This window comes from Rhizobium sp. SG570, from assembly GCF_012275345.1.
In the GTDB taxonomy this organism is placed as follows: domain Bacteria; phylum Pseudomonadota; class Alphaproteobacteria; order Rhizobiales; family Rhizobiaceae; genus Rhizobium; species Rhizobium lusitanum.
Window position 1 is genome coordinate 377266 of the sequence record NZ_JAAZQI010000004.1, and the last position, 14835, is coordinate 392100.

A 14835-nucleotide genomic window follows, 5' to 3' on the forward strand; every position below is an offset into this window, starting at 1 on the left:
CATGAAGCCAATTTGCTCCCACGAATCTTCCTCGCCCATTGGCCCGCCATGACGCCGGAGCGACTTCGATATCGCCTATATGCCACGATCACCTGACAATACTCTGAATTCGCGTCGAAATTTGGGACCTATCCACCCATAGCACATGTAGCCGGCACAGGAAATGTTTAGCCTCCCGACGACGAGACGCACTGCATGCCTGCATTCTCGCAACCACCAAGATTATAACCCACGCGATAATAGAAGCTCCCAACGACGACGCCGTTCTTTCGCACGACCTGCTCTTGAATGTCGGTCAGACGCGAGAAGTATCGAGGGATGTCGTCTTGCTCCAACTCGTTTCGTTTCAGGGAAACGAGCACTGCTGTACTTCCTCGCACTGTTTTGGCCGGATGCCAGACGTCATACATCAGACTGCTGCCGCCAATGGCGCTCAGCCCTATTGAATTGTCTCGAATGCGCTGTGCTTGGCGCGCATAGAAGGCCATTTCGCTGGCAAGGAAGTAGTTGTCCGTACCGATCAGCACGACGGGAGCTGCATTCTCCTTGGCTACCGTGGCCTCAATTGCGCCGACCGCCTCGCCGAATTCGCTCCACGCGACCGGTAATGTGCGGATGTTATGAATGTAGCCGACCCCGGGTAAACCCAGAACCACGTAATGAAAAAGCACCGCATAAACAGCCGTTGTGATTCCGATCGTCGGTATCCATGCGCGTCTCAGGCGCCGTCCCAGCCACCGCTCTTCTCCTGCCGCTCGGGCAAGCACGGATGCGATGAAGGGAAGGACCGCGAGCCACAGAGGGCCGGTCCAATTCGGCTTGTTCTCATGGAAAAGGCTGAAGAGAACAAACACACTAAGCGGGATAAGCGTGAAGAGGAGAACGAAAAGCGCTCTGGTCGCGCCTGGTCGTGATCGGAGTGCAGAGACATTTTCCTTCAGGCTGGCGGCCGCGGCGATGAGGCCGGTGGGGGTCAATAGAACAGCGGCGCTGACGATGAGAGATGGCAAAGTGAATTGAAATGCCTCACCCACGCGTCTCGACCCCTGGAATGCGAAGGACATCCATTGGTGCGTTGCATTCCAGTAAACCACTGGCGAAAATAACAGGGCCGAGATTGCAGCGGCAAGATATGGCTCTCTTCGACCAAGCCATCGGCGCGATCTCGGGTCGATCAAAACGAACAGCAACGCTGCCGGCCCCAATAGCAGTATCGTATACTTCGACAGCAGGCCTATACCAAACGACAGGCCAGCCCCGAACCAGGCAAGACGCTTCTCACCAAGGAGAGCTCGCTCCAGAAAATACAGCGTGGCCACCCATGCTGCAGCCAGCGGCGCGTCCGGCATCATCAGAAAGCCGGTTGAAAAATAAAATGGGAGCACGGCAACCAGCAGAGCGCACGCTATTGCCGTCGCCTTATCGAAGAGATTCCGCGCGAGATAGAAGGAAAAACCGGCGGTCAACAGCCAACAAATATATGCGCCGACGCGAACACCGAACTCGTTATCTCCAAAGAGCGTGGTTCCCAGCCAGATCAACCATGCGACCATCGGCGGATGATCAAGATAACCGATGTCCAGATGCTGCGCATAATTCCAATAGTAGGCCTCTTCAGGCAGAAGGTTGGCGAAACCGAGAAATACGAGGCGAAGTGAAAGAAGATAGATGATGAGGCCAACCGCCGCGAACAGCTTTCGCCTTTCAATGGATATGGTCGGCCATAAGAAAAGCGTGTCGCCCAGCAAACCAATGGCAGCACTTGCAAGCACCACGGAGGCGCCGGAAAGAACGACCGGAAGATTGAGGGTTGTCATTGCGACAACGAAGATTCCGCCTCTCAGACTGAGCGTCAAAAGCCTCAGGAAGAGGAAAATTGCCAGCTGCTGCGAACTGGAATTGCTGTCCACAGCGGGATCGATCCGCGCCAAGATCCCGGTCGCAATGCAGACAAAATATAAGAGAACACCACAGACGAAGCTCAGAACGTGAGCTTTCATCGGGTCGATGCCAACTCTGATCAGCACCACGAAAGCCATAAAATCGAGAAGCGCGCATATCATGCCAACGACAAAAAGGCGCATGACAGTGTGCTTGTGTGTGGCCCCAAGAGCCTGAACCTGTCGCACGATATTATCCGATCTCAATTTTCTCTTGTTGCCGATGATCCAGCGTGCCCGAGGGGTATCTCTAGCCAGCGACGTTGCTGGATGGGCAGCGGACAAGACCAGCCTGATGCGTCTCTCGGTCGTGCCGAAGGCCTGCGAGCTACCATCGACGCCCTGCTGGACGCATTCACTTCAAAAAGTCGCCGCTCAGCTTCCGTCGCTATCGCACAGTGGCACCGTTTACAAGCTCGGCCCGCGCCTGCTTTTTGTCCTGAGCCTCGACATCCTCCCAGCTCCTGTCCATTGCGTAGGCCGCTGAAACCACGGGTATGCCCACATGCCCATAATAGAAGGATAGTTGCTCTTCAGCTCTGGCCTCATCCAACCCGGCAATCTTCCTGACATAAAGTGCTGCGGCCAAACCGCTGCGATCAGAACCCGAGAGGCAGTGAATAAGGATGGGTTTCGGGGCCGAGGCCATCAACTCGACAAGCCGCTGCGCCTTTTCAGGCGAGATAATTTTCGAAGCCGACATACCAAAATCGATATGCGTTATGCCAAGGCCACGAGCCGTCGTCACTTCATCGTCATACCACGCAGCACCCGGATGTGTTCCGCGCAGATTGATGACTGTCTTGATTCCGTGTGTCCGTATGTAGGAGATGAGCTCATCGGACGTTGGCTGAGCCGAGCGGTAAAATTGGCCATCAATCACCGAATGAAAGTTACCGGTGGCCTGCAGGAGGCCAGCATAAGCCGCGCAACTCGCGCCCAGAATTCCGATGGCGCCAAGGGCGGCGAGGGCCACCTTGCGAAATACAGTCATTGCTCTTTCAGCCCGTCCTTCTGTGAAGTTTCCATGACATGCCGCAAGAGCCTGACAGACGCCTGAACAATGGCGGCGCAAAAATGCGAAACGCCTGTCAGAACATACGGAAGAGACGTGTGTTGATTTTCGACCAAATCCGCAGCGACTTGCCGCGGCAAATACGGCCGTCTAGGTGGGAGAAAGAAGCATCACGTCATTGGATCTGGCTGGCAGGACAATCGTGGTCTCGGGCGCTGCCGGCGGCGTGGGTCGCGCGGTCGTCAGCAAGCTCTCAGCAACGGGCGCGCGCGTCTGCGCAACGGATCTGTCGCCAACGTTCTGGAGCTCGCGGCGAGTGGTGCAGACGAGGTGGTCTCGATCGCTGGCGATGTCACGAAATCGGACCATGTGAACACCATCTATGATTTCGCAGAGAGCAAGTTAGGGCCTATCGACGGTCTGGTCAGCAATGCAGGCTTCATCATTTCGAAGTCAGTCCACGAAACCTCCGAGGACGAGTGGGACAGCGTCATGAACGCAAACGCCAAGTCCTTCTTTCCGATGGCCAGGCGAGCCCTTTCACGGTGCGGTCATGCCGCCGGCATATGCGGCGTCTCGCAGAGCGTCGTGGTGGTTCGCTCCGACATGGAGGGATCGGCATCGATGAGGGCGGTCAGGAAATCGAGGACGATCTTGACGCGTTGGGGAATGTTCCGGCGCGAGGGGTAGACGAGGTAGATCGGCAGCCTTGCCGGGGGGAAGTCCTCCATCAAGTGGATCAGCCGGCCGGCGTATATATCCGGCACGGCGATGACGTGGGAAAGGATGGCAAGGCCGGCACCCGCAAGGGCGGCGCGGTGGATGGAGAGGGCATTGTCCGCCACCAGCCGCGGCGATATCGGCACCGCGATATCCTCGGATCCATCGGAGAAAAGCCAGGCGCGGCCGTGGCCGCCCCTGGCGTAGCAGATGCAGTCATGGGCTGAGATATCGGCAGGGACCTTCGGCGGCGAGCGCCGAGCGATGTAGGACGGAGCTGCGACGAGGAATGCCGTCGTCCAGCCGATACGGCGGCAGATGAGGCTGCTGTCGGCCACGACGCCGATGCGTACTTCCAGATCGATACCCTCTTCGATGAGAGCGGAGGCCTGCTCCCGGAAGGCGAGTTCGAGCGACAGGTTCGGGTGCGCGCTGAGCAGGTCCACCAGCCGGTCGCTGAGGAGAAGGCCGAGGGGAGCGGGCAGGGCGAGCTTCACCTTCCCTGATGTGCGCGTGCCATCCGGGCATAGGGCGTCGCCAAGATCGTCGACATTGCCCAAGATCCGCAGCGCGATCGGCAGTACGCGCTCGCCTTCCGCCGTCGGAGACAGGCCGCTCGTCGTGCGGTGCAGAAGCCTCGTATTGAAGTGTTTTTCCAGCGCCGCAACCTGCCGCGATACCGCCGGCTGCGTCAGATTGAGATCGGCGGCTGCGGCGGAAAACGAGCCGGTTTCCGCTACCCGCAGAAATGTGCGCAACGCCGAAACGATATCCATTTCGCTGTCCCCCATACTTTTCGACATAAGCCTTATGCACGCAGCATAGGCCGGGAAGGCTTTACAGTCCAGCAATTACGGATATTTTATATCCATAAGGATAGATAATATCCTTAATAGGAGAGAGACGATGACCCAGCGTTTGAACTATGCCCAACAGTCCCCCGAATTGTTCAAGAAATTCATGGAATTCAGCATGGCGCTGAAGAACAGCGTGATCGAGGACAGGATCCACGATCTCGTGCAGATCCGCGCTTCGCAGATCAATGGCTGCGCCTTTTGCCTCGATATGCATGTCAAGGAAGCCAAGATCCACGGTGAGACCGAACTGCGCCTCTACCACATCGCCATCTGGCGCGAATCCAACCTGTTCGTGCCCCGCGAGCGCGCGGCACTTGCATGGACGGAAGCGCTGACGAAGCTGCCGGAAGGCGGCGTGTCGGACGAAATCTATGAGCGTGTGCGCGGCCAGCTTTCGGAAAAGGAGATTTCCGATCTCACTTTCCTCGTGATGGCGATCAACGCCTGGAACCGTGCCAGCATCGCCTTCAAGGCCGTGCCCGGTTCGGCCGACAAGGCCTATGGTCTCGACAAGGCCGGCCTGAACTAAGCCTCTCGCCCGAGGACCCATCAAACGATGCCTGTCCGTATGGGCAGCTGCGACAGAAGACATCTTACGACAACCGTCATTATCGGTGTAACCGGCCTGCCCGGTTCCAAGACCGTGTTCCACAGGAGACAGACATGACCGTAGACACTATCTCCCATCCCGGTAAGCCAGCCAAGGACGAGCTGGTTCCATCACGCTACGCGGTGCGCGTCGGCGAAATCGAGGTGCTGGTGATCAGCGATGGAGTGCTGCCGCTCCCCACCACGATGTTGGCGCACAACGCCGACCCGGCCGTCCGGGCGGCCTGGCTGAACGACATGTTCTTGCCGCCGGACGCTTTCGACTGGTCGCTGAACGTGGTCGTGGTGCACAGCGGCGAGCAGACCATACTCATCGATGCTGGACTGGGATTGGACCCGAACCTGAACTTGCCGCGGGCCGGGCAGTTGATCAAGCGACTGGAGGCCGCCGGTATCGATCTTGCGTCCGTAACCGACGTGGTGCTTACCCACATGCACATGGACCACATTGGCGGGCTGCTCGTCGACGGGGTAAAGGACCGGCTGCGTCCGGACCTGCGGATTCACGTCGCGGCCGCCGAGGTCAAATTCTGGGAGGCGCCCGACTTCACCCATGTCTCCATGCCGCCAGGCTTCCCGGATGCGCTTCGGTTGGCCGCCAAGCGGTTCGCGAAAGAGTACGGCAGCCAACTGCGGTTGTTCGATGATGAGTACGAGGTGGCGCCTGGGGTGGTTGTCCATCGCACCGGCGGCCACACCCCCGGACACAGCGTGGTCCGCCTGGCATCCGGCGGCGATCGGCTGACGTTTGCCGGCGACGCCGTGTTCACGGTCGGGTTCGACCACCCCGACTGGTTTAACGGTTTCGAACACGACCCCGAAGAGGCGGCTCGCGTTCGGATCCGTCTCTTGCAGGAACTGGCGGCGACTGGCGAGCAGCTGGTAGCCACTCACCTGCCATTCCCCTCCGTTGGTCGGGTGGCGGTCGATGGCGACGCCTTTCGCTGGGTACCGGCCTTCTGGGACTACTGACGCTTGTTGGCCGATAAGATCTACGCGGCCTGAATCCACAACCACCATCCAGAAACGAATGGACAATGCGGCGCGCTGAGCGGCCGCGAATGGAGAAGCTTATGAAAATCGTTATCATTGGCGGAACCGGCCTGATCGGTTCAAAGACAGCCGACCGCCTTCGCAAGCAAGGCCATGAAGTCATTGCCGCCGCTCCAAACACCGGCGTCAATACGATCACCGGCGAGGGACTAGCTGAAGCGCTTGCCGGAGCCTCCGTCGTCATCGACCTCGCAAACTCGCCGTCCTTCGAGGACAAGGCCGTGCTCGAATTCTTCGAGACCTCGGGCCGCAACCTGCTTGCCGCCGAGAAGACCGCCGGCGTCAAGCATCACATCGCGCTTTCCATCGTCGGCGTCGATCGCATACCTGACAGCGGCTATATGCGGGCCAAGGTCGCTCAGGAAAAGATCATCCGGGGGGCCGGCATTCCCTATACGATCGTCCACTCGACGCAATTCATGGAATTCCTCAGTGGCATCGCCCAGTCCGGCACGATCGGAGACACCGTGCATCTGTCGCCAGCCTACGTCCAGCCGATCGCCTCGGACGATGTGGCCGACAATATGGCCGCCGTTGCGACAGCCGAGCCGATCAATGGGATTTTGGAGATCTCGGGGCCTGAGCGCGTCCGGCTGAACGAGCTTGTTGCCCGCTATCTGAAAGCAATGGGCGATGCCCGCAAGGTTGAGGCAGATCCGGAGGCTCGCTACTTCGGCGCCAAACTGAACGATGGCTCGCTCGTTTCCGACAACAATCCGCGCCTCGGCCACATCACCTTCGAGCAATGGTTCGCCAAGGCCGGCCAGCCGAAGTGAACTGCAATCTTTGATGTAACCCCGCGTGCCCGGCGGTTTAGCTGCCTGGCATGCTATTCACCAAAAGGAGATCGAGATGTTCAGAACGCAACTTATCGCACTCAGCATGCTGCTCGCCGCCGCAGGCGCTGCGAAGGCAGACGACAACCACGCCGCCAAAGTCAGCCTCGTCTACGAGCACGAACTGCCGAACGTTCCCGGCAAGAGCATCAAGGGCATCCTCGTGGAATACGGGCCGGGCGGCTTTTCCGAGGGTCATACCCATCCGAGCTCGGCCTTCATCTATGCCACGGTTCTTGAAGGAGCGATCAAAAGCCAGGTCAATGACGGCCCGGTGAAAGTCTATAAGGCTGGCGAAAGCTTTTCCGAAATGCCGGGCGACCGCCACGGCGTCAGCGCCAATGACAGCAAGACCGCGCCCGCCAAGCTGCTGGCCGTCTTCGTCGTCGATACCAGTCAGAAAGAGCTCACCTATCCCCTTAAGAAGTGAGTGCTGAAAGCGCGCCGCACTGGCTCTGCGTGGGTGCGGCGTTCTTTCAAGCGCAGGAGAGGAGCTCGCTATGTCGCAATTGCTTCCCGATGTGTTAGCCAATTCACCTCTTACCTCGCTGATCGGCGTGGGCCTTGCGGGAATCCTCGTCTGGCATCTGATCCCGCGCGCTTCGGCCTATACACGGCTCGTGGTGCAGATCGTCTTCTTCGGCGTCATGACTGCCATTCTTCTCAACGGCAACATCGCCCCCAACAGTTTCGAGGGCTATGGCACCGACGATGCCCGTTCGCTCAACGTCATCCTGGCGAAATCCCTCTGGTGGCTGCATCTCTCGTGGGCGCTGATCGGTTTCGTACGCATCTATCTGGTGCTGGAGGGGCGCCCGCGCGAAGCTCGCCTGCTACAGGATATTGTCGTCGGCCTGGTCTATCTCTGCGTCGCCCTTTCCGTTCTCGCCTTCGTCTTCGGTGTGCCGATCGGAACGCTGGTCGCGACCTCGGGCGTGGTAGCGATCGTCCTCGGCCTTGCCCTGCAGAATACGCTCGGCGACGTCTTCTCCGGCATTGCGCTGACAATCGGTCGGCCCTATTCACTCGGCGATTGGATCGCGCTTGGCGACGGAATTGAAGGGCGGGTGATCGCCAGCACATGGCGCTCCACCCACATCCTGACCGGCGCCAACAATATCGCCATCCTTCCGAACAGTCTGCTGGCCAAGCTTGCGCTCACCAATGTCAGCCAGCCCGACGAGACGCATCTCGTCACCATGACGTTCCGCGTCGCCCCGACCAAAATGCCTTCGATCGTCGAGGATGTGATGTGCACGGTTCTTGCCGGCTGCAACACCATCCTCCGCGAGCCGCCGCCCCTCGTGGCGCTGAAGGGCGTGGATGCGACCGCGCTGGAGATCGAGCTGCAGTTTCGCGTGACGAGTTCGTCCGTGCGCATCCGGGCGAGAAACGAGGTCATCGATCTCTTCTATCGTCATTGCAAGTCGGCCGGGTTGCTGCTTGCCATGCCGCCGGCCGTCACCGCCGTGGTGGCGGCACTTCCGAGCGAGGAGGCGGCGAAGCCGCCGGAAGTGGCGCCACTCGATCTCATCCGGGCGATCCCGATCTTTACAAGCCTGACACCGCAGGAACAGGAGAGCCTGGCGGATGCGGCAGTCACGCGCGAATTCCAAAAGGGCGATGTGATCGCGCAGGAGGGGCAGACGCTGCCGTCGCTGATGATGATCCGCGCAGGAATAGTGGTGATGCGCGAGGAGGGGCGGGAGCTGAAACGGCTTTCGCCTGGCGACTACTTCGGCGAAACTGGCCTGTTAGCCGGCATGGAAGAGGCCTTCACGCTGGAGGCGCTGACGCGGGTGACGGTCTACGACATCGGCCAACCAGCCTTCGAACCGCTGTTTGCAGCGCGCCCCGCTCTTGCCGAGGAGATCGCCGCCCATCTTTCGCGGCACACCGGACATCTGCCAGAGCACGCGCTGCCGCATGAGCGGGAGCGACGCGCGCTGAGGATGCTGAAGGCGATGCGAATGATCTTCGGCCGTTGAAACAGGCCATGGATGGCTTACCCGGCGCGCTGCAAAACCCACTCGAAGGTGTTTTTCCAGATGTCGGCCGGGACGTCTTCCGACAGGGTGTCAACGAGGTCTGCGAGGCTAACGCTCTTCAACGTGTTGCGCCAGGCCTCGTCGGCCTGCCACATGACGCGTGCAACCGAGCAGGGCTTGCTGTCGCAAAAATCTTTCGGACGGCAGGGGTTGTTTGCCCGGATATTGGAGCAGGTGAAGGTGCGCGACTTCCCTTCCACCGCCTCGACGATATCGAGAAAATTGATCTCCGAAGTCGGTCTTGCCAGGCGATAACCGCCGCTCGGCCCAAGCGTCGTCTCGACCAGCGATGCCTGGGAGAGGCTCTGCAACGCCTTGGAAAGATATTCCTTCGGCAGGCCATGGAGCTCGGCCAAGGCTTTCGTGGAAAGATACCGCCCTTGCGGCAGACCTGCGAGAATAGCGCAGCAATGCAACGCCCACTCGACCTGGCTTTTGAGGATCATTCTAGCTCACTTGATGCCGGCGGGGCGCCGATGCTCCTTATTAAGGACAATATATATCCGCAAATGAAGCGGCTGTAAATTGAATGTTTGCCACAGGCGTAAAAGCCGCAACGACGCATTCCTGGGACCTCTTCTGATGCAGGCTCCACAGACCATGACTGTGAGCAAGTCGAATGTCGAACAGGTGAGCGTGCTCGGGATCGGCGTTCAGGTAATCGGTGAGCCGTGTTTTCCGCTGCCGCCCTTGCCGCCGGCCGACGACCCGGCGCTGGTCGCCATTCCCGTGGGTTAGAGCCCTGATTTGCCGACTGCTTAACAACAATTGGGGCGGCCTAGCGGTTGCTTTTCTTTTGTTTCCATAGTTTGAACAGCGCGACATCGCTCGAATACCCTTGGGCGCTCGTCCTCTTGCCTGGTATCTGTATTTCCAGCGAAATGTCCTGGAAGACTTTCAAAACGAGCAAATCCGCCGCATGGAGTTCGTGTCGCCGATCATCCATTTTGCCCTGAAATGGACAGCAACCATCGCATTTCGGATGAAGTGACCTGCAACAACTGAGGTCAACAAAGGTTGGCTTCGCTGGAGATAGTTTCGAGGCTCCTCGATATGGTCGCGGCATAATGAATCAGTTATCGTGAATATGACCGAGACAAATCGTGCTCGATCGGAAACGGAGGCCTGCTGATGAGGTTTGACTGGTCCGGTTTGCGTGAGGATGGTCGAGATCGACGGGATCTGCTTCGATCATGGCCGAGTAAACCTCGCCTTCAGCGCGCGGGAGATGTTGGTCTGCGGCGCCTTTCGATGCACACGCCTTTGTCCACTCGACCCCACCGATCCATATCACCATCGGCCGTCGTGCAGGCTCTGAATGCGGCTGGCGGCGCGCTCGCCACCACGCCCACGGAGAGACGTTTTCGGTGAGACGCGCCAGAGCCGATGCCAATCAGATCTTCTTCCCTTCCGTCCCTGAAGAGTAGAGTTTGCAATCATGATAAAACGCATGGTGATCATGTTGATCGTCATAGGCCTGATCCTGGGCGGGATTTTCGGCTTTCAGGCATTCAAGAACCGCATGATCGCGGCGTATCTGGCTAATCTTAAGGCGCCGCCGCAGACCGTCTCGACAATTACGGCTGCAATGAGCCCATGGCAGACGACACTGCAATCCATAGGCAGCTTCAATGCCGTTCAGGGCGCCAATCTCTCGGCTCAGGTCCAGGGCATCGTGCAGAAGATCGGTTTTCAGGATGGCCAGGACGTCAAGAATGGCGATCTCATCGTGCAGTTGCTTGCCGATCAGCAGATTGCCACGCTGCAGCAATACCAGGCGTCGGCGGCGAATGCGCAGATCGCTTATGATCGCGATTCCAAGCTGATCAAGGCGAACACCATCGCGCAAAGCCAGGTCGACAGCGATCTGGCAACCTGGAAGGCCGCGCAGGCGCAGGTCGCCTCCCAGCAGGCGTTGATAGACCAATATTCCATACGTGCCCCCTTCGATGGGCACCTCGGCGTCAGGCTGGTCAGCCTCGGTCAATATCTGGCGGCCGGAACCGCCGTCGTGACCTTGCAGTCGCTCGACCCGATCCAATTTGATTTCTCGATGCCACAGCAGGCTCTGTCACAATTGAAGGTCGGCCAGGCGGTGACTGCAACGATCGACGCCTATGGCAGCCAGACCTTCGACGGCAAGATCACGGCGATCAGCCCGCTGGTGGACAGCCAGAGCCGCAATCTCACCATCCGGGCGACTTTCGCCAATCCCGACCGCAGGCTTTTGCCGGGCATGTTCGGCAACGTGTCTGTCGTCGTCGGAGAGCCGCAAAACTATATCTCCCTGCCGCAGACCGCCGTCACCATCAACCCTTACGGCAACGTCGTCTATATCGTGACCGACAAAGGCAACGGCGCGGACGGAAAGCCGCAGCTCGTCGCCAACCAGAAGTTCGTTTCCACGGGGCAGGCGCGGGGCGATCAGATTGCGGTGACCAAGGGGTTGAACGCAGGTGACGTCGTGGTGACCTCCGGCCAGCTGAAACTGAACAACGGCTCGCCTGTCATTATCAACAATGAGGTGCAGCCGTCGAACGATCCCAATGCCAATCCTGCAAATCCCAACTGAGGCGGGACGATGAATATCACCGACATCTTCATCCGCCGCCCCGTTCTTGCCCTGGTGGTGAGCGCGTTGATTATCGTGATCGGCTACCAGTCGTTCCGCACGCTGACCGTGCGCCAATATCCACGGACCCAGAATGCCGTCGTCACGGTGACGACCACATATCCGGGTGCCGCACCCGACGTGATCGCCGGATTCATCACGACGCCGCTCGAAAACGCCATCGCCCAGTCCAACGGCATCGATTACATGACCTCGACGAGCACCAGCGGTACGTCGACCATCACCGTCAACCTGCGCCTCAACTATGATGCCGATGCGGCAATGACGGAAATCAACGCCAAGGTGTCCTCGGTTCTCAATCAACTGCCGACGGGCACGCAGCAGCCGATCATGTCGGTTTCCATCGGCCAGTCGATCGACGCGATGTATATCGGCTTCCGCAGCGATGTTCTGGCCGGGAACCAGATCACCGACTATCTGTCGCGCGTGGTCCAGCCTAAGTTGCAAACGGTCAACGGTGTTCAGACAGCCGAAATTCTTGGCGGCAGAACGTTCGCGTTGAGGGCCTGGCTGAAACCCGACAAGCTGGCCGCCTATGGGCTGACGGCCGGCGATGTGGGGACCGCACTTGCAGCCAATAACTACATCTCCGGCATCGGCACCACGCGCGGACAGATGACGCAGACAGTGCTCACCGCACGGACCGACCTGCATTCGGTCGACGAATTCAACGAGATGGTAGTCAGGCAGATCGGCAGCGCAACCGTGCGCCTGAAGGATGTCGCTACCGTTGCGCTCGGGTCGCAGAACACCGACGTCCAGGTCGGGTTCGATGCGCAGACCGGTGTCTTTATGGGTATCCAGATCGCACCGACGGCAAACCTGCTCGACGTGATCGCGGGCGTGCGTGCGGTGTTCCCGGGCATTCAGGAGCAACTGCCTCAGGGGCTCGAGGGCTATATCGTCTACGATTCCAGTACCTTCGTCACGACGTCGATCGAGGAGGTCGTGAAAAGCCTGCTCGAAGCCTTGGTTATCGTCATCTTCGTGGTGTTCGCATTTCTCGGTTCGCCGCGTTCGGTTGCCATTCCTATCGTCGCCATACCGTTGTCGCTGGTCGGCACGTTCGCGATGATGCTGGTCTTCGGCTTCTCGATAAACCTTCTGACATTGCTCGCCTTGGTGCTGGCCATCGGCCTTGTGGTCGACGACGCCATCATCGTCGTCGAAAACGTCAACCGTCACATCGAGGAGGGTGCCGCACCGATGCAGGCGGCGCTGGCCGCTGCGCACGAGCTGGTCGGGCCGATCCTGGCCATGACCGTGGTGCTGATCGCCGTCTATGTGCCGATCGGCTTTCAGGGCGGCCTGACCGGTGCTCTGTTCACGGAATTTGCTTTCACGCTGGTCGGCGCCGTGACCGTCTCGATGATCATCGCGCTGACCCTGACGCCGATGATGTGCTCGCGCATCCTGAAGCCGCATCTGACCGACCGCAGTGGCTGGGAGGAGCGTGTCTCGGATTTCATCGACCGCCGCTTTTCGGAGATCCATCGGCCCTATACGCGCATGCTGCACGGCAGCTTGAACACGGTACCGGTGACATTGTTGTTCGCTGCCATCGTTCTGGGCAGCATCTATTTCCTCTATTCCAGCGCCAAGAACGAACTGGCCCCTAACGAGGATCAGGGCTTCCTTGGCGCGCAGGTCACCAACGCTCCCAACGCGACGCTTCAACAGAAACTGCTTAATTCCGATCAGGTCACCAAGATCTTCAAGAGCTTCCCGGAGACCGACAAGACCCTGCAGGTCGAGGCGCCAGGCACGTCGTTCGAGGGTATGGTGCTGAAGCCATGGGATCAACGCACGAGAACGGCGAACGATCTGCAGCCATTGGTGCAGGCCGACATGGCAAAAATTGCCGGCGGCCAGGCAGTGGTCTTCCAGATACCGCCGCTGCCTGGCGCCAGCGGCTTGCCGGTGCAGTTCGCCATCGGTGGCACCAGCGGCTTCGACCAGCTGAATGAGGTATCCAACACCTTCCTGCAGGAGGCGCAGAAATCCGGTCAGTTCATCTTCCTGACAAAGGATCTCTACATCGACAATCCGCAATATTCGATCCAGATCGACCGCAGCAAGGCGTCGGCGCTTGGGCTATCCATGAACACAGTCGGTGCGGCGCTCTCCTCCATGTTGGGCGGCGGCTACGTCAATTATTTCAGCATCGACAACCGCTCCTACCAGGTCATCCCGCAGGTGGAGCAACGCTCACGCCAGACCATCGATCAGATCATGAATTATCCGATCGCAAGCGTGAACGGCGAAAAGATCCCGCTTTCGGCAATCGCTACGGCGAAACTCCAGGCAACCCCGCGCTCGGTCGCGCATTTCCAGCAATTGAACTCTGCCACCATCTCCGGCGTGCCGGCACCGGGCGTCGCCGTCGGCAATGCTCTTGATACCCTCAAGTCGATCGCGGCGCGCACCCTGCCGCAGGGCTATACGGTCGACTATGGCGGCCAGTCGCGCCAGTTCGTGCAGGAATCCAGCGGCATGGCCACCACCTTCGGTCTCGCGCTGATCATCGTTTTTCTGGCGCTGTCGGCTCAGTTCAACAGTTTCCGAGACCCGCTGATCATTCTCGTGTCGGTGCCGATGTCGATAGCAGGCGCACTCGCGTTCATAAGCGTTGGTGTCGGCGGCGCGACCATGAACATCTATACGCAGGTCGGGTTGGTGACGCTCATGGGGTTGATCAGCAAGCACGGCATCCTGATCGTCGAGGTGGCGAACACGTTGCAGGCTTCCGGAAAGTCCAAGCGCGAGGCAATCGAGGGCGCCTGCGGCATCCGGTTGCGTCCGATCCTGATGACGACGGGCGCCATGGTTCTGGGCGTTGTGCCGCTGATCCTGGCCACCGGCGCTGGCGCGGCTTCCCGCTACAATATGGGGTTGGTGATCGCAACGGGGTTGGCTATCGGTACATTGTTCACGCTCTTCGTGGTACCCGCTGTCTACATGCTATTGGCTGCGGACCACCACAAGCAGGAAGCGTCTGAAGCAGAGCCGGCTCCCACGCATTGATGAGTATCGGAGGTGGAGGTCGTCCACGTCATCGCTCCACCGGGAAGTGACGAACATGGATGATCAGTCTCGCACGTCCTGATGGGGCCGTGCATGCGGTG

12 protein-coding genes and 1 pseudogene are annotated in these 14835 nt (G+C 59.3%); 9 read left to right on the plus strand and 4 right to left on the minus strand.

Annotated features, from left to right (window positions below; all coding sequences use genetic code 11):
• Positions 1-167: 167 nt before the first annotated feature.
• The gene (locus FHT28_RS11640; protein WP_168596322.1) at positions 168-2084 is read right to left on the minus strand and encodes a glycosyltransferase family 39 protein; all 1917 of its coding nucleotides are present in this window, start codon (positions 2082-2084) and stop codon (positions 168-170) included.
• Between the two features lie 244 nt (positions 2085-2328).
• Entirely contained in the window at positions 2329-2934 is a 606-nt protein-coding gene (locus FHT28_RS11645; RefSeq protein WP_080760435.1) for a dual specificity protein phosphatase family protein, read from the minus strand.
• 294 nt (positions 2935-3228) lie between these two features.
• Here FHT28_RS11645 and FHT28_RS11650 point away from each other — a divergent pair.
• Positions 3229-3537, plus strand: a pseudogene (locus FHT28_RS11650) (SDR family oxidoreductase); the annotation flags it as partial.
• Here FHT28_RS11650 and FHT28_RS11655 read toward each other — a convergent pair.
• The gene (locus tag FHT28_RS11655; protein ID WP_168596323.1) at positions 3507-4451 is read right to left on the minus strand and encodes a LysR family transcriptional regulator; all 945 of its coding nucleotides are present in this window, start codon (positions 4449-4451) and stop codon (positions 3507-3509) included. The pseudogene FHT28_RS11650 and the gene FHT28_RS11655 sit on opposite strands and share 31 nt — an antisense overlap.
• A gap of 130 nt (positions 4452-4581) precedes the next feature.
• Between FHT28_RS11655 and FHT28_RS11660 the strand changes: the two genes are divergently transcribed.
• From FHT28_RS11660 to FHT28_RS11680, 5 genes are all read left to right on the plus strand, one after another.
• A complete protein-coding gene (locus FHT28_RS11660) occupies positions 4582-5061 on the plus strand; it encodes a carboxymuconolactone decarboxylase family protein (RefSeq protein ID WP_037197069.1) in 480 nt (159 codons plus the stop codon).
• Between the two features lie 134 nt (positions 5062-5195).
• Positions 5196-6113, plus strand: coding sequence for an MBL fold metallo-hydrolase (locus FHT28_RS11665; RefSeq protein WP_037197068.1), 918 nt, complete (start codon positions 5196-5198; stop codon positions 6111-6113).
• A 101-nt stretch (positions 6114-6214) separates the two neighbouring features.
• On the plus strand, positions 6215-6970 hold the full coding sequence (locus FHT28_RS11670; RefSeq protein ID WP_037197066.1) for an SDR family oxidoreductase: 756 nt from the start codon (positions 6215-6217) through the stop codon (positions 6968-6970).
• 76 nt (positions 6971-7046) lie between these two features.
• On the plus strand, positions 7047-7460 hold the full coding sequence (locus FHT28_RS11675; RefSeq protein WP_047552693.1) for a cupin domain-containing protein: 414 nt from the start codon (positions 7047-7049) through the stop codon (positions 7458-7460).
• Between the two features lie 70 nt (positions 7461-7530).
• Positions 7531-9018 (plus strand): mechanosensitive ion channel family protein, encoded by a 1488-nt coding sequence (locus FHT28_RS11680; RefSeq protein WP_168596324.1) that lies wholly within the window; start codon positions 7531-7533, stop codon positions 9016-9018.
• 17 nt (positions 9019-9035) lie between these two features.
• On the opposite strand, the gene FHT28_RS11685 is transcribed toward FHT28_RS11680, so the two are convergent.
• A complete protein-coding gene (locus FHT28_RS11685; RefSeq protein WP_168596325.1) occupies positions 9036-9524 on the minus strand; it encodes an Rrf2 family transcriptional regulator in 489 nt (162 codons plus the stop codon).
• A 154-nt stretch (positions 9525-9678) separates the two neighbouring features.
• Here FHT28_RS11685 and FHT28_RS11690 point away from each other — a divergent pair, with 154 nt between their 5' ends.
• The 3 genes from FHT28_RS11690 to FHT28_RS11700 all read left to right on the plus strand — a co-directional run bounded on the left by FHT28_RS11690 (position 9679) and on the right by FHT28_RS11700 (position 14734).
• Positions 9679-9816 (plus strand): hypothetical protein, encoded by a 138-nt coding sequence (locus tag FHT28_RS11690; protein ID WP_168596326.1) that lies wholly within the window; start codon positions 9679-9681, stop codon positions 9814-9816.
• 712 nt (positions 9817-10528) lie between these two features.
• Positions 10529-11650 carry an efflux RND transporter periplasmic adaptor subunit gene (locus FHT28_RS11695; protein ID WP_234903964.1) on the plus strand — a complete coding sequence of 374 codons (1122 nt, stop codon included), beginning with the start codon at positions 10529-10531 and terminating at the stop codon, positions 11648-11650.
• Between the two features lie 9 nt (positions 11651-11659).
• The gene (locus FHT28_RS11700; RefSeq protein WP_168596327.1) at positions 11660-14734 is read left to right on the plus strand and encodes an efflux RND transporter permease subunit; all 3075 of its coding nucleotides are present in this window, start codon (positions 11660-11662) and stop codon (positions 14732-14734) included.
• Positions 14735-14835 lie beyond the last annotated feature (101 nt).

Coding starts and splice junctions, on each gene's coding strand:
- FHT28_RS11685 (WP_168596325.1), bottom strand. CDS start 9,524: ATGATCCTCAAAAGCCAGGTCGAGTGGGCGTTGCATTGCTGCGCTATT.
- FHT28_RS11700 (WP_168596327.1), top strand. CDS start 11,660: ATGAATATCACCGACATCTTCATCCGCCGCCCCGTTCTTGCCCTGGTG.
- FHT28_RS11675 (WP_047552693.1), top strand. CDS start 7,047: ATGTTCAGAACGCAACTTATCGCACTCAGCATGCTGCTCGCCGCCGCA.
- FHT28_RS11655 (WP_168596323.1), bottom strand. CDS start 4,451: ATGGATATCGTTTCGGCGTTGCGCACATTTCTGCGGGTAGCGGAAACC.
- FHT28_RS11690 (WP_168596326.1), top strand. CDS start 9,679: ATGACTGTGAGCAAGTCGAATGTCGAACAGGTGAGCGTGCTCGGGATC.
- FHT28_RS11695 (WP_234903964.1), top strand. CDS start 10,529: ATGGTGATCATGTTGATCGTCATAGGCCTGATCCTGGGCGGGATTTTC.
- FHT28_RS11665 (WP_037197068.1), top strand. CDS start 5,196: ATGACCGTAGACACTATCTCCCATCCCGGTAAGCCAGCCAAGGACGAG.
- FHT28_RS11640 (WP_168596322.1), bottom strand. CDS start 2,084: ATGCGCCTTTTTGTCGTTGGCATGATATGCGCGCTTCTCGATTTTATG.
- FHT28_RS11670 (WP_037197066.1), top strand. CDS start 6,215: ATGAAAATCGTTATCATTGGCGGAACCGGCCTGATCGGTTCAAAGACA.
- FHT28_RS11660 (WP_037197069.1), top strand. CDS start 4,582: ATGACCCAGCGTTTGAACTATGCCCAACAGTCCCCCGAATTGTTCAAG.
- FHT28_RS11680 (WP_168596324.1), top strand. CDS start 7,531: ATGTCGCAATTGCTTCCCGATGTGTTAGCCAATTCACCTCTTACCTCG.
- FHT28_RS11645 (WP_080760435.1), bottom strand. CDS start 2,934: ATGACTGTATTTCGCAAGGTGGCCCTCGCCGCCCTTGGCGCCATCGGA.